We start from the raw sequence: 12506 nt of genomic DNA, 5'->3' as shown, positions 1-12506 counted from the left end.
AGGTACCGTCAATGAATGCGGATTGCCGGGAATGTCGGCGGCGCTGGGGGTGGAAAGGTGCCCCGCGGTGCCGTCACCGAGAAGGGCGACCTGGTCGAACTCGGGCCGGATTTCCTGGCCGATCCGCACCGCGTGTACGAGCAGCTACAGCTGCGCGCGCCCGTGCATCATGTGCGGCTGCCCAACGGCCAGACCGGCTGGCTCGTCACCGGGTACGACCTGGCCCGCAAGGTGCTCACCGACCGCCGGATCGGCAAGGACCTGGACCGGGCGCCGGCGGATCTCCGACGCCGGGCCGACGGGTTCGCGGCGATCATGGGTCATCTGTCGAAGCCCGGCGACACCCGGACGCCCGCACCGGTTCGGCACATGCTCAATTCCGATCCGCCCGAGCATACTCGGCTGCGCAAGCTCGTGACCGGGGCGTTCAGCGCCGGCACGGTCGAGGCGCTGCGCCCCGGAATCATCGCCCACGCCGACGAATTGCTCGACGGGATGGCGGACCGACCGGTGGTCGACCTCATTGCCGACTACGCCCGCCCGATTCCGCTGGCCGCGATCTGCGACCTGCTGGGGGTGCCGCCGCGCGATCGAGATCGCTACCGGCGATTACTGCTCGACGCGATGCCCGGACTGGAGTCGCGCAAGGCCGTACGGACGGTGACACCCGAACAGGTCGCCGCCGCGGGCGCCAGCCTGGTGCGGTTCCTCGGCGAGCTCGTCGCCGCCAGGCGCACGGATCTCGGTGTGGACCTGCTGTCGGCGCTCATCGTCGCGCAGGGCGAAGGCGGACTGGACGAGCACGAGCTGGTCGCGACCTTGTTCCTGCTGCAGATGGGCGGCCATGAGACGACCGCCAACCTCATCGGCACCGGTCTGTTCGCGTTGTTGCGCGACCGCTCGCTGTTCGATGCGCTGCGCACCGCTCCGGAGCAGATCCCGGCCGCGGTCGAGGAATTCCTGCGCTGGGACGGTCCCTCCCATTTCACCACCGCGCGAGTCACTCTCGAACCGGTGAGCCTGGACGGTGTCGAGGTGTCGGCGGGTGAGTTGGTGTGGGTGTCGCTCACGGCGGCCAATCGGGACCCCGGGCGTTTCGACGCGCCGCAGACGGTGGCGAGCAGGCTGAAGCCGGTGGGGCACTTGGGTTTCGGCTACGGCGTGCACCGCTGCGTCGGCGCGCCGCTGGCCCGCCTGGTGGCCGTGACCGCATTCGAGCGGATCCTGCGTCGATACCCGGACCTGCGTCTCACGGTCGATCCGGACGAGATCCGCTGGCGCGACTCGGCATTCCGCGGCGTGCGGGAACTGCCGGCGCGACCGGTCCCGCGGCGGTCTCCCTGACTTGACCCACCTACGACGCCCGCCGAAGGGATATGACGATGTCGCACTCCGAATTCCGCACTGTGCTGACGGAACAGGACCTGCCCGACGGCAGACAGATCCTCACGCCCGATCCGCTGTACGCGAAGCTGCTGTGGCGGTCGGTATCTCAGGATCCTTTCTACCGAGCAGCGGCCGCCGGCCTGACCGCGGGCGATGTCGTGCTCGACATCGGCGCCAATATCGGCCTCACCACACTCTGCTTCGTCGCCGCGGCCCCCGGCCTCCGGGTGATCGCGGCCGAACCCGCGCCGGTCAGCCACGCGGCCCTCCTCGCCAACCTGGAGCGGCACGCACCCGGTTGCGTTGCGGTGCACACCGCCGTCGGATCTGCCTGCGGGACAGCGGAATTGACGTACTACCGCCGGTCCCCCGCCAACTCGACGCTGTATCCGGATCTCGCGGACACTGTCGAGGTCAGTCGGACCTATCTGCGCAACGCGGGCCTGTCCGAGTCCGCCCGCGCGCAGCGGGAGAGCGCCATCGTCGCGAAGTTCCAGGACACCAGCCACGCCGTCGTGCCGGTGACCACGGTGGACGAACTCGTGGCGCGGTTCGATATCGAGCAGGTGGCGCTGGTCAAGATCGATGTGGAACGCGCGGAACTGGAGGTGATGAACGGAATCGGCGACGCCACGTGGCCGCGCATCGACCGGGTGGTCGTCGAGGTGCATGATCTGGACCACCGGGTGGATCGCGTCACGGAGCGGCTCAGCGGCCGCGGCTACCAGGTGGACGCCGGCCAGGATCCGAGTATGGCCGGAACCAACATCTACATGGTGAGCGCGAGCCGCTGACGGTGTCCGCGCTAGCTGTTCGCGTAGTACTCCTTGCACTCGCCATAGGTCGGCAGCACACCACGTTCGATGGCCTGGCCCAGGCTCATCGCGTGCGCCATTTCCGTCGCCATGATCGGCGGTTCGCTCAGTCCCCAGGGCAGATTCAGTTCCGCGTCCAGCGGATGGATCGTGTAAGCCGCCTCCGGCACGTAGGTCGTCGAGCACAGATAGCCCACGCAGGTGTCGTCGGTGAGCGCGAGGAACGCGTGGCCCAGCCCGGCAGCGATGTACATGGCGATCCCGCCCGCCGCGTCGAGAATATTCACGCTGTGGGACCCGAACGTGGGCGAGTCGACGCGCAGGTCCACGACGATGTCCAGCGCGCTGCCGCGCAGACACATCACGAACTTCGCCTGGCCGGGCGGGATCTGTACGCTGTGCAGCCCCCGCAGGGTGTTACGGCGTGAGACGGAGAAGTTCATCTGCGCAACCTCGAACCGGTGCCCCACCGCGTCGCTGAGCCGGCCGCTGCGCATTGCCTCGTAGAAGTACCCGCGCTCGTCATGATGCTTCTCAGGCGTGATCCGGTAGGAATCCGGAACATTCAGTTCCTCGATATTCATTCGATCGCTCCTTCGTCGTGATCGGTGCTCAACGGATACGCCGCGCGGTGGTGGCGATGGCCTCGACCAGCTCCGCCTGCCGGACGATGGCCGCCACGTCGGTGCCTCGCCCCGTTCCGACGGACCGGGCGAATGCCACCAGGCTGTTGCGGAATTGGGTATCCGGGCTCAGTCTTCGTTCCTCGATCACGCCCTGGCGGCCGATCCGGACGATCGGTGCGAGGTCGTCCGGCGGGGTGAACGCTCGATGCACGCTGATCCGCCCCTGCTCGCCCCACAGTGTGTACGCGCAGCGGTAGTCGTGCGCGAAACCGAAGGTCAGTTGCGCGGTGACGCCGGTCGGCGAAGCCAGCAGTGCACTGCCCGCGATATCGACGTTGTGCTTCGACGACATCCGCAGTGTGGCGCCCACGAGTTCCAGCTCCGGGCCGAGGAACAATTGCGCGGCGCGGATCGGGTAGACGCCGGCGTCGTACAGCGCCCCGCCGTGCAACTCGGGCCGGTAGCGAATATCGCTGTCCGGCAACGGGGGAAAGGCGAAATCGGCGGTGAGGGCGCGCAACTCGCCGATGACGCCGTCGGTGACCAGCTGTGTCACCGCGGCGTGCATGCCGTGGTGCAGAAAGGTGAAGTTCTCGACCAGGACCAGGTCGCGCTCGCAGGCGGCCGATGCCGCCGCCCACGCTTCGGCTTTCGTCGTGGCCAACGGCTTTTCCATCAAGACATGCAATCCCGCGTGCAGAGCGCGGTGCGCCCAGTGAGCGTGCAGGGACGGTGGCAGCGGGATATAGACGGCGTCGATGTCGGTGCGAGCCAGCAGCGCGTCGTAGCCCGCCACGGGTTCGCCGCCGAACCGAGCCGAGAAGGTCTCGGCCTTGTCGAGATCGCGGCTGGCGAGGGCCACGAGGTTCAGCTCGGGCACCTGTTCGAGTGCGGGCAGGGTCTTTCGGCGAGCCACGTCGGCACAGCCGATAACACCCAGGCGAATTGTCATGTCTGCCGCTGTCTCCGAGGGGGAACACTCCGGGCCGGAAACGGACCGGATCGACCTCTTCCACTGTCCATCGTGGCGATCGAGCGGCACTGGAGCCACGCTGAAGCGGCGGTCGAATCCAGCACGGCTCCAGGATGTTTCGAGTAGCGCGTGGCACCATGAGGTCGATTCCCGCGCGTGGAGAGAAACGGATACCGGCATGCGAATCCTGTGCACGACATTTTCGTGGCCGTCACACCATTTTCCGATGGTGCCGCTGGAATGGGCATGCCAGGCCGCTGGACACGAGGTCTTGGTGGCGAGCACGCCGAGCCTGACCGACGTGATCCTGCGGTCGGGAATGCCTGCGGTCGCGGTCGGCAAGGATGTCGAGATGACTCCCGGTCCCGCCGCTCGCAGACGCACGGCGCGCCGAGCCCATCGGCGGTGGCCGGACAGGTGGCCGATGCACCCGGAGTTGCTGGACGAGACACAGCGCGAATTGGTCGCGGCGGTGGGACGCATTCACATCGGGATGGCCGAGGCGATGGTCGACGACCTCATCGAGGTCGCGCGGAGCTGGCGACCGGACCTGATATTGCACGACGCATTGTCGTTCGCCGGGGCGGTCACCGCGTCGGTGCTGGACGTGCCGAATGTCAGTTCCCTGTGGGGCGCGCCCGGTCCACAGCGCGCCGAGATGCGTGACTTCCGCTCCGAGCCGCTGCCGGAGTACGTCGACCTCTACGCCACGCGCGCCGCGCCGATCCGGAATACGCCGACGGCCTGGATCGACCCGTGTCCGCCCGCGATCCGCCTGCCGCTGGACGGACGGTGTCTGCCGGTGCGGTACGTGCCCTACAACGGACCCGGCGCCGTTCCGGACTGGTTGTTCGAGCCGGGTCCGCGGCCGCGGGTCTGCGTGACGTGGGGCGCCACCGAGGCCAAACTCGGCGCCGCGCCAACGGATCTCGTCCGCGGGGTCCTGCGGGCGGCCGCCGCGCTGGACGTCGAGGTCGTGCTCGCCACCACCGAGCAGATGCGGGTCGAACTGGGCGAGTTGCCGGTAGGCGTGCGCGGCGCGATCGACCTGCCCCTGAAGTATCTGCTGCCCGGCTGCGCCGCGGTGGTGCACCACGGCGGCGCGGGAACCACCCTCACCGCGGGTATCAACGGCGTGCCTCAATTGATCATCACGACCAGGCCGGAGCCCGCGCTGATCGGATCGCAGTGGGCGGCCGGCGGCGGGGGTCGCCACCTCCTCGCCGCCGAGTTGCCCGCCGAGGAGGAAGCCACCGTCGAAGTGCTCCGCAGGGAGCTTGCCCTGGTGTTGCGGGAGTCGTCGTATCGGGCGGGAGCCGAGTCGATCAGGGCCGGGATGCTGGCGACGCCGAGCCCGGCCGAGTTGGTCGGATCCCTGGAACAGCTGGTGTAAGCGCGGTCGGTCCGTCAGTCCGACAGATACTCCAGCCCGGAGTCGGCGAGCACGGCCTGGTGCACGTGCCACAGCATTTTCGACGGTTCCAGCCCCACCTCGTCGATCATCCGGGCGCGCAATCGCTGGAAGACCTCGAGTGCCTCCAGCCGTCTGCCACTGCGATAGAGCGCGATCATGAGATGACCGTGCAGCCGCTCGTTGAACAGATGCTCGCCGGTCAACTCGGAGAAGCTCGCTGATCACCTCGCGGTGGCGGCCGAGCCGCAGGTCGGCATCAATGCAATCTTCCAAGGCGACCATTCTGGCCTCCTCGAGACCGCGAACCTTCGGACGCAGCACCTGCCCGATGGGAACATCCGCGAAGGGACATCCGCGCCACAGATCCAGCGCGTTGCGAAGTAATTCCGCGGCCTCGGCGATCCGGCCCTCGGTCGACGCGAGTCGTCCGCGCGCCACCAGATCGGTGAAGTCGTGCAGATCGAGCTGCCGCGAGCGCATTTGCAGGGTGTAGCCCACCGGTTCGGTGACGAGAACCTCTTTCGTCACCACCTTGGCGTCGACGGCCAATGAGTTCGTGAAGAACTTCCGGAGGGTCAGGATATAGGTCTGAATTGTGGTGACCGCGCTTTTCGGCGGGGTATCGCCCCACAGTTCGGCCGCCAGTTTGTCGATCGGGACCGGCCGATTCGGATTCATGATCAGCAGTGCCAGCAGTTGCCGCGGCTTGGCAGCGCTCAACATCGGGGCGCGATCACCGGCTGTGAATGTCATGGTCCCCAGGATGGAAATTTTCAGGTCCACCGGTTCGGCGGTACGCAACATCGCCGCTCACCACACCGAATTCAAGCACGCGATCAGGCTGCGCGCCTGCACGTTCAGGTAGTGGCCGTGCTCGAGCAGGCCCGTGAGCTGGCCGACCGTCATCCACAGATAGTCGGGAGGAACGTCCAGGTCCTGATCCACCTCGATGATGAGGTAGCGGTTCTGCGCCTGGAAGAAGCGGCCGCCCTCCTCGGACTGAATCGCGTCGTAGCGGATCTGTCCCGGCTCGGCCTCGAGAACCGCATCCAGAAACGGCGGTCGGTACCGGTCGGGCCAATCGGCGTAATTCTCCGGCGTGCACTGGACGGTCGGCGCCAACTCCACGATGTCGAGGTAGCCCGGCTCGATCCGCGCATGCACCAAGACATGCAACCCCCCGGCGAATCCGCAGACCAGGAATGCGATCACCCCGATACCTACGGGAGCGAGGAACGGCTGCGTCCACTCACGCACCTCGCGGCGAGACGAACGCACCGCCGCGGCGATCACCGAGAAGTATTTCCCGCTCTCGTGCGCGATGTCGCCCTCGGTACGCCGCCATCCGCGCACCTCGCGCAACGGGAGGAGTTGGGCGGCAATCGAATTCCGGATCTTGATGTCGTTGAACCAGCGCATCACCTCGATCCTGGTATGTAATGCGCCGGTGCGCGGCGAGAGGGAGCGGGCCACCGCCAGCCGGAAATCATCCTCGACCCTGCCCTCCAGGACCTCCGCACTCCGGTCGAACGGGATACACGCGAAGACGGTGCGCAAGTCCATATTCATCAGGTTGTCCACGGCAGCGATGCGGCGCAGCAGACCGAGGGTGATCCAGCGATAACCGTGCCGCACCGGTACGGTCTCCGTGACCTCGACGACCATGTTGCGGTTGCGCTTTCGATAGAACCACGACCCTTGCTCGGACTGCAGTGCATCCACCAGCACCCGGGCCTTGTCGGGGGCGGTGAAGTATTCGAGGTACGGCACCGGCAGTCCGCCGTGTACCCGGGTGTAGTTGCTCTGCGTGGCCTGGACCGTGGGAGACACCTGCACCACGTTGATATTGCCCGGCTCCACCTTGGCCTGGACCAGACAATGCAGCACGCCGTCGAAATCCCGGACGACCAATCCGAGTATGCCGACCTCGGATTGATTGATGATCGGCTGCGTCCAATGCGGCACCGGCGGCTGTTCGGTGGTGACCTGCAGACCTTGGACAGTGAAGAAGCGACCGCTGTCGTGCCCCAGATTCCCGGTCTCCGCATCGAACTCCCAGTTCCGCAGGTCGGCGAACGGCACGCGCTCGACCGCGAGCTCTGTGTCGGAGCGCATCTCCTCCCACCAGCGCTCGAAGTCGCCCGCGGGCGCCGTGGCGGTCTCGGTGACCATTGCCGAGGCGGCCAGCAACGATCGATCCACAATGTCTCGACTCGATCTCGGTCGCCTGGCCCGAACAATCTCGGACATTCCGCTTCCTCCTCGCTCGGGGCCGCCGTCGGTCGGAGTATTACATTCATGCTCGAACCACACTAGAGCCGAGCCGCCGCCGCACGACAATGAAATGTCATCCGCTTCTCCCTTGTTACCCTGCTCGACGTGCGCGTATCGCGTGTTACGCGGGCATTCTCAAGTGAGGCAACAATGCCTGTCGTACCCGGGCATTTGCCATGAGGCAACCAGCGCGCCGAACCGGACACGGAGCACGGCATCGTCGGCGGGGAGGGGGACACGTCATCCAGCTACGGGGGCAAAGCAGGGACGAAATGCCCTATTGCGGTGAGGGAATCGGAGTAGAGGCTTCGAGGCATCGATGTTTCAGATGAGGACAGATCATGACGATGCCGCCGCTATTTCCGTCGCAGCCGGAGTCTCCGCCGCGTCCGAAGGAGCGCCTGCTGTGGCCGTGGATCCTGTTCGGGGCCACGATTCTCGCGCTCTGCGGGTGTGCTGCGGTGATCAGCGCCGCCGTGGACCTGGCGATCCGGTCATCCGCCGAGAACGCTGCGGCGGCGACTCCCTCCGCGGAGAGCCCCACGCCCACTCCGGCGGTGCTTATTCCGCCGTTGCCGACCACACCGCAGCCCAAAACCATTACCTACGAAGTCATCTCGAATGCCGGGCTGAATACGGTCGCCTACTTCGACGAGCAGTCCGATCTCGCGAAGGAACCGGGTGTTCGCGCGCCGTGGGTGAAGACCGTGGTGAACAGTTCGGCCGTGACCGTCTCGGGGCTCAGCGCGCAGACCAACGGCACCTCGGTGACGTGCCGGATCACCGTGGACGGGGTGGTGGCGGACGAGCGGACCGCCACGGGCAAGTACGCGGCGGTCAATTGCACGGGGCAGTGAGTTCGCGCGAATTGCCCTGCGCCGGAAGCTCTGTAGGATGAGCGTCTCGCGGTAGACGAAGGAGTGGGGGATGCCGTACGCCGTTGTGGGGGTCGTGACTCTGCTGTTGTGGGTGTATTGCCTGATCGATGTGATCACTGCGCCGGAGAGCGGAATTCGGCAGTTGCCGAAGGCCGGGTGGCTGTTGGTGGTGATCCTGTTGCCGACCGTCGGCGCGCTGCTGTGGTTGTTCATCGGGCGGCCGATCTCCGAGGGCCGTAGCACCGCGCCGAGCCGATTCCCCGAATATGACCGGCCCGGACGTTATGTTCCGCAGAATTCGGAGGCGGACGAGGCGTTCCTGCGTGGGCTGCGCGAGCGTGCGGAACAGCAGCGCCAGGAAGCGCGGCGGCAGGAAGCGGCCAGGCAGGCGGAGATCGACCGGCGCCGCGAAGCCGGCGAGCTTTGATCAGAAACGGCTCTCTACCGGTCCGAGTCGGCTGGCTGGCCAGATCTTGAAGACGGCCCGGCCCCGAACGTCGCTGACGGGGACGGTGCCACCGAACTCGTCGGATGTGTGCGCGCGGGAATCCGCCGAATGGTTTCGGTTGTCGCCCATGACCCATAGATAGCCTTCGGGCACTCGCACGGGACCGAATTCGCGGCCTGCGCCGTAGCTCGCTTTGTAGGCGAGGCCGGGCTGGTACGGGATGTCGTATCGGGCGTAGGGCTCGTCGAGGGCCTTGCCGTCCACGATGATTCGCCCTTGCGGGTCACAACATTCCACCGTCTGCCCGCCCACCGCAACGACGCGCTTGACGAGATCGTTCTCGTCGGGCGGCACCAGCCCGAAGAACGAGAAGAAGTCTTCCACCGGCCGGACGACGGGATTGCTCGATCGGCGCGAGGCGTGGTTGTTGTTCCAGGAATCGGTCGGGCCCACGAACACGACCACGTCACCCGGCCGCGGATCGCGGAAGTAGTAGCTCAGCTTCTCGACGAATATGCGATCCCTGGTGCATCCCGCACAGCCGTGCAGCGTCGTTTCCATCGACTCGGACGGGATGACGTAGGGCCGTCCGATGAGGTGGACGATGACGGCCGCGATCACCGCGGCGATCACCACGAGGAACGGCAGCTCCTGCCAGAACGGCCGCCCGGCCTTCTTCGTCACCACCGGCTCGGCGCCTCCCTCGTCTGCCACGCCGAACAGAGTAGCCGCACAGACGAAAATCACTTTCACTTAGGAAGGCTAATGAAATAATCTGGTAACAGAGAGATCGACAGCGGAGGAGGGCACGACGCGCAGGGACGAGGACGTGGCTTCGACAGTCGGGATGTTCGCCTCGCTGGCGGTCCGCAACTATCGCTACTATTTCGCCAGTCAGATGGTGTCGAATACCGGCACCTGGATGCAGCGGATCGCGCAGGACTGGCTGGTTCTGAGTCTTACCGGCAGTTCCTTCGCCGTCGGTATCACCACCGCTATGCAGTTTCTGCCGATGCTGCTGTTCGGCCTGTTCGGCGGGGTGATCGCGGACCGCTTCGGCAAGCGGCGGCTGTTGCTTTTCACCCAGAGCGCCATGGGCCTGCTCGCGGGGGCGCTCGCCGTGTTGACGCTCACCGGGATGGTCGAGGTGTGGCACGTCTATCTCTTGGCATTCCTGCTCGGGCTGGTCACAGTGGTGGACAATCCGACGCGGCAGACGTTCGTCGCGGAGCTGGTCACGCCGGGACAATTGCGGAACGCGGTGAGTTTGAATTCGGCGAACTTCCAGTCCGCACGGTTGGTCGGCCCGGCGGTGGCCGGTGTGGTGATAGCGGCGGTCGGCACGGGGTGGGCGTTCGCGGTCAATGCCTTGTCGTTCGCGGCGGTGATCGGCAGCCTGCTGATGATGCGGCCCGCGCAGTTGCGGTCGCTGCCGCCGGCGCCGCGCCGGAAGGGGCAGTTGCGGGAAGGGTTGCGATACGTGAGTGCGCGGCCGCAGTTGTTCTGGCCGATCGTGCTGGTCGGCTTCCTCGGGACGTTCGGATTCAATTTCCCCACCGTGCTGTCCGGCTACGCCTACAACGTCTTCCACGTCGACGCGGGAATGTACGGCTTGCTCAATACGGCGCTGGCGGCCGGGTCGCTGCTCGGCGCGCTGCTGGCGGCGCGGCGGACCCAGGTGCGGCTGCGCATGCTGGTGATGACGGCGGTCGGCTTCGGCGTGCTCGAGGCGGTGACCGCGTTCGCGCCGGAGTACTGGCTGTTCACGGCGATGCTGACGCTCGTGGGTCTACTCGGGCTGACGTTCAACACGTCGAGCAACTCGATGGTGCAACTGGCCACCGAGCCCACCGTGCGAGGCCGCGTCATGGCGCTCTACATGATGGTGTTCACCGGCGGCACCCCGATCGGCGGCCCCATCGTCGGCTGGATCACCGAGCACTTCGGCCCGCGCATCGGCCTGTTCGCCTGCGGCACCGTCTCCGCCGCCGCCGCGCTCGTCGTCGCCTTGATCCTCGCCCGAGTAGGCCGCCTACGCCTCCAACTAACCCGCCGCGGAGTAGCCTTCGTCCCCCGCGAACCCCTGACCGCGCTCGTCTGACAAGCGGGCGTAGAGCCGAAATACTTTGGCGCGGTGGTCCTGGTGGCCAGTTCGCTGTTGCTGCCCTGGGGGCGGGGCGAGTTGTGGGATCGGGCGGGGTCGGGTGATCGTGGCCCGGGCCAGTAATCTCTCTGGGCATGGCACGGGATGAGCGCGGTGTGACCGCCCAGAGTGAGGACTTCGCTGCCTGGTACAACGAGGTGGTCTTCAAGGCCGGACTCGTCGACCGGGGACCTGCCAAGGGCACCATGGTCATTCGACCGTACGGGTATCGGTTGTGGGAGCAGTTGCAGGCCGAACTGGATCGGCGGATCAAGGCGACCGGGCACGAGAACGCCTACTTCCCGCTGCTGATCCCGGAGAGCTACCTGAGCCGGGAAGCCGAACACGTGGAAGGGTTTTCGCCCGAACTGGCGGTGGTCACCCACGCCGGCGGCAAGGATCTCGAAGAGTCGCTGGTGGTGCGGCCGACGTCGGAGACGATCATCGGCGAGATGATGGCCAAGTGGATCAGCTCGCACCGGGATCTGCCGCTACTGCTGAACCAGTGGTCGAACGTGGTGCGGTGGGAACTGCGGCCGCGAATGTTCCTGCGCACCACCGAATTCCTGTGGCAGGAGGGGCACACGGCACACACCGACGCGGCCGATGCGCACCGGGAGACGAAGCTCGCGCTCGACATCTATCACGAGGTGGCGCGCGATCTGGCCGCGATGCCGGTGATTCCGGGCGAGAAGACGCCGGGCGAACGGTTCGCGGGCGCGGTGTCGACGTTCACCATCGAGGGCATGATGCGCGACGGCCGCGCCCTGCAGGCGGGCACCTCGCACTACATGGGCACCAATTTCGCCACGGCCTTCGACATCCGATACACCAGCGACGCCGGTCGAGACGAGTTGTGCCACACCACCTCCTGGGGCATGAGCACCCGCATGATCGGCGGCATCGTGATGACCCACGGCGACGACAAGGGCCTGGTCTTCCCGCCGCGGCTGGCGCCGTACCAGGCGGTGATCGTGCCGATCACGCGCGGCGGCAACACCGCGGTCGAGGAGGCGGCCGACGAGCTGGCCCGCCGCCTGCGGGCCGCCGGGGTGCGCACGCACGTCGACGCCCGCCCGCAGCTGAGCCCCGGGTTCAAGTACAACGAGTGGGAGATGCGCGGCGTCCCGGTCCGGCTCGAACTGGGACCCCGGGATCTGGAAGCCGGGACGGCGATGCTGGTGCGGCGGCTCGGCGGCGAGGGCAAACAGGCCGTGCCGATCGATACTCTGCCGGAGGTCCTGCCCGGCATCCTGGACGAATTCCAGGCCTTCCTGCTCGCCCGCGCCACCGAATTCCGCGACAGCCACACCCGAACAGTCGACAGCTGGGACGATTTCGCGGACGCCGTGTCGACCGGCTGGGCCCTGGCGCTGCATTGCGGCACGCCCGCTTGCGAGGACGACATCAAGTCCGGCACCGCCGCCACCCCGCGATGCATCCCGCTGGACGGCGAACCGGCGACGGGCGCCTGCGTCCGCTGCGGCACGGCGTCCGCTTACGGTAAACGGGTGATCTTCGGCCGAGCCTACTGAGACAGATGCCGCGC

At 66.8% G+C, this 12506-nt stretch carries 12 protein-coding genes and 1 pseudogene; 7 read left to right on the top strand and 6 right to left on the bottom strand.

Annotation, left to right across the window (positions count from 1 at the left end; genetic code table 11):
- The first annotated feature begins 15 nt into the window (after positions 1 to 15).
- Together ACFMRZ_RS29800 and ACFMRZ_RS29795 are read left to right on the top strand one after the other, a co-directional pair.
- Complete coding sequence (locus ACFMRZ_RS29800) at positions 16 to 1344, top strand: cytochrome P450 (RefSeq protein ID WP_400181617.1); 1329 nt, start codon at positions 16 to 18, stop codon at positions 1342 to 1344.
- A 38-nt stretch (positions 1345 to 1382) separates the two neighbouring features.
- The gene (locus ACFMRZ_RS29795; RefSeq protein WP_400181616.1) at positions 1383 to 2180 is read left to right on the top strand and encodes an FkbM family methyltransferase; all 798 of its coding nucleotides are present in this window, start codon (positions 1383 to 1385) and stop codon (positions 2178 to 2180) included.
- A gap of 11 nt (positions 2181 to 2191) precedes the next feature.
- Here the strand turns inward: ACFMRZ_RS29795 and ACFMRZ_RS29790 are convergent, their stop codons facing one another.
- Both ACFMRZ_RS29790 and ACFMRZ_RS29785 read right to left on the bottom strand, forming a co-directional pair.
- Positions 2192 to 2785, bottom strand: coding sequence for a dTDP-4-dehydrorhamnose 3,5-epimerase family protein (locus ACFMRZ_RS29790; RefSeq protein WP_400181615.1), 594 nt, complete (start codon positions 2783 to 2785; stop codon positions 2192 to 2194).
- 28 nt (positions 2786 to 2813) lie between these two features.
- Positions 2814 to 3779: a Gfo/Idh/MocA family protein gene (locus ACFMRZ_RS29785; protein WP_400181614.1), complete on the bottom strand. Its 966-nt coding sequence runs from the start codon at positions 3777 to 3779 to the stop codon at positions 2814 to 2816.
- 247 nt (positions 3780 to 4026) lie between these two features.
- On the opposite strand from ACFMRZ_RS29785, the gene ACFMRZ_RS29780 reads away from it, so the two are divergent.
- Entirely contained in the window at positions 4027 to 5193 is a 1167-nt protein-coding gene (locus ACFMRZ_RS29780; protein WP_400181613.1) for a nucleotide disphospho-sugar-binding domain-containing protein, read from the top strand.
- Positions 5194 to 5207: 14 nt separating this feature from the next.
- Here the strand turns inward: ACFMRZ_RS29780 and ACFMRZ_RS29775 are convergent, their stop codons facing one another.
- From ACFMRZ_RS29775 to ACFMRZ_RS29765, 3 genes and pseudogenes are all read right to left on the bottom strand, one after another.
- Positions 5208 to 5417: a BTAD domain-containing putative transcriptional regulator gene (locus ACFMRZ_RS29775; RefSeq protein WP_400181612.1), complete on the bottom strand. Its 210-nt coding sequence runs from the start codon at positions 5415 to 5417 to the stop codon at positions 5208 to 5210.
- Positions 5418 to 5436: 19 nt separating this feature from the next.
- Positions 5437 to 5937 (bottom strand): annotated as a pseudogene (locus ACFMRZ_RS29770) (BTAD domain-containing putative transcriptional regulator); the annotation flags it as partial.
- A gap of 87 nt (positions 5938 to 6024) precedes the next feature.
- A complete protein-coding gene (locus ACFMRZ_RS29765) occupies positions 6025 to 7527 on the bottom strand; it encodes an NDP-hexose 2,3-dehydratase family protein (protein WP_400181611.1) in 1503 nt (500 codons plus the stop codon).
- Between the two features lie 302 nt (positions 7528 to 7829).
- Here ACFMRZ_RS29765 and ACFMRZ_RS29760 point away from each other — a divergent pair, with 302 nt between their 5' ends.
- Together ACFMRZ_RS29760 and ACFMRZ_RS29755 are read left to right on the top strand one after the other, a co-directional pair.
- A complete protein-coding gene (locus tag ACFMRZ_RS29760) occupies positions 7830 to 8345 on the top strand; it encodes an MmpS family transport accessory protein (protein WP_400181610.1) in 516 nt (171 codons plus the stop codon).
- Between the two features lie 70 nt (positions 8346 to 8415).
- The gene (locus tag ACFMRZ_RS29755; protein WP_400181609.1) at positions 8416 to 8793 is read left to right on the top strand and encodes a PLD nuclease N-terminal domain-containing protein; all 378 of its coding nucleotides are present in this window, start codon (positions 8416 to 8418) and stop codon (positions 8791 to 8793) included.
- Here the strand turns inward: ACFMRZ_RS29755 and lepB are convergent, their stop codons facing one another.
- Positions 8794 to 9528, bottom strand: a complete 735-nt coding sequence (lepB, locus tag ACFMRZ_RS29750; protein WP_400181608.1) for a signal peptidase I — start codon at positions 9526 to 9528, stop codon at positions 8794 to 8796.
- A gap of 115 nt (positions 9529 to 9643) precedes the next feature.
- Here lepB and ACFMRZ_RS29745 point away from each other — a divergent pair, with 115 nt between their 5' ends.
- Together ACFMRZ_RS29745 and proS are read left to right on the top strand one after the other, a co-directional pair.
- Positions 9644 to 10915: an MFS transporter gene (locus tag ACFMRZ_RS29745; RefSeq protein WP_400181607.1), complete on the top strand. Its 1272-nt coding sequence runs from the start codon at positions 9644 to 9646 to the stop codon at positions 10913 to 10915.
- Between the two features lie 137 nt (positions 10916 to 11052).
- On the top strand, positions 11053 to 12492 hold the full coding sequence (gene proS, locus ACFMRZ_RS29740) for a proline--tRNA ligase (RefSeq protein WP_400181606.1): 1440 nt from the start codon (positions 11053 to 11055) through the stop codon (positions 12490 to 12492).
- Positions 12493 to 12506 lie beyond the last annotated feature (14 nt).

The organism is Nocardia sp. N2S4-5 (assembly GCF_044628355.1).
Taxonomy (GTDB): Bacteria; Actinomycetota; Actinomycetes; order Mycobacteriales; family Mycobacteriaceae; genus Nocardia; species Nocardia wallacei_B.
This window is presented reverse-complemented; position numbering and strand designations above follow the sequence as displayed.

Coding starts and splice junctions, on each gene's coding strand:
- ACFMRZ_RS29760 (WP_400181610.1), top strand. CDS start 7,830: ATGACGATGCCGCCGCTATTTCCGTCGCAGCCGGAGTCTCCGCCGCGT.
- ACFMRZ_RS29785 (WP_400181614.1), bottom strand. CDS start 3,779: ATGACAATTCGCCTGGGTGTTATCGGCTGTGCCGACGTGGCTCGCCGA.
- ACFMRZ_RS29795 (WP_400181616.1), top strand. CDS start 1,383: ATGTCGCACTCCGAATTCCGCACTGTGCTGACGGAACAGGACCTGCCC.
- ACFMRZ_RS29800 (WP_400181617.1), top strand. CDS start 16: ATGCGGATTGCCGGGAATGTCGGCGGCGCTGGGGGTGGAAAGGTGCCC.
- ACFMRZ_RS29790 (WP_400181615.1), bottom strand. CDS start 2,785: ATGAATATCGAGGAACTGAATGTTCCGGATTCCTACCGGATCACGCCT.
- proS (WP_400181606.1), top strand. CDS start 11,053: ATGGCACGGGATGAGCGCGGTGTGACCGCCCAGAGTGAGGACTTCGCT.
- ACFMRZ_RS29755 (WP_400181609.1), top strand. CDS start 8,416: ATGCCGTACGCCGTTGTGGGGGTCGTGACTCTGCTGTTGTGGGTGTAT.
- ACFMRZ_RS29780 (WP_400181613.1), top strand. CDS start 4,027: ATGGTGCCGCTGGAATGGGCATGCCAGGCCGCTGGACACGAGGTCTTG.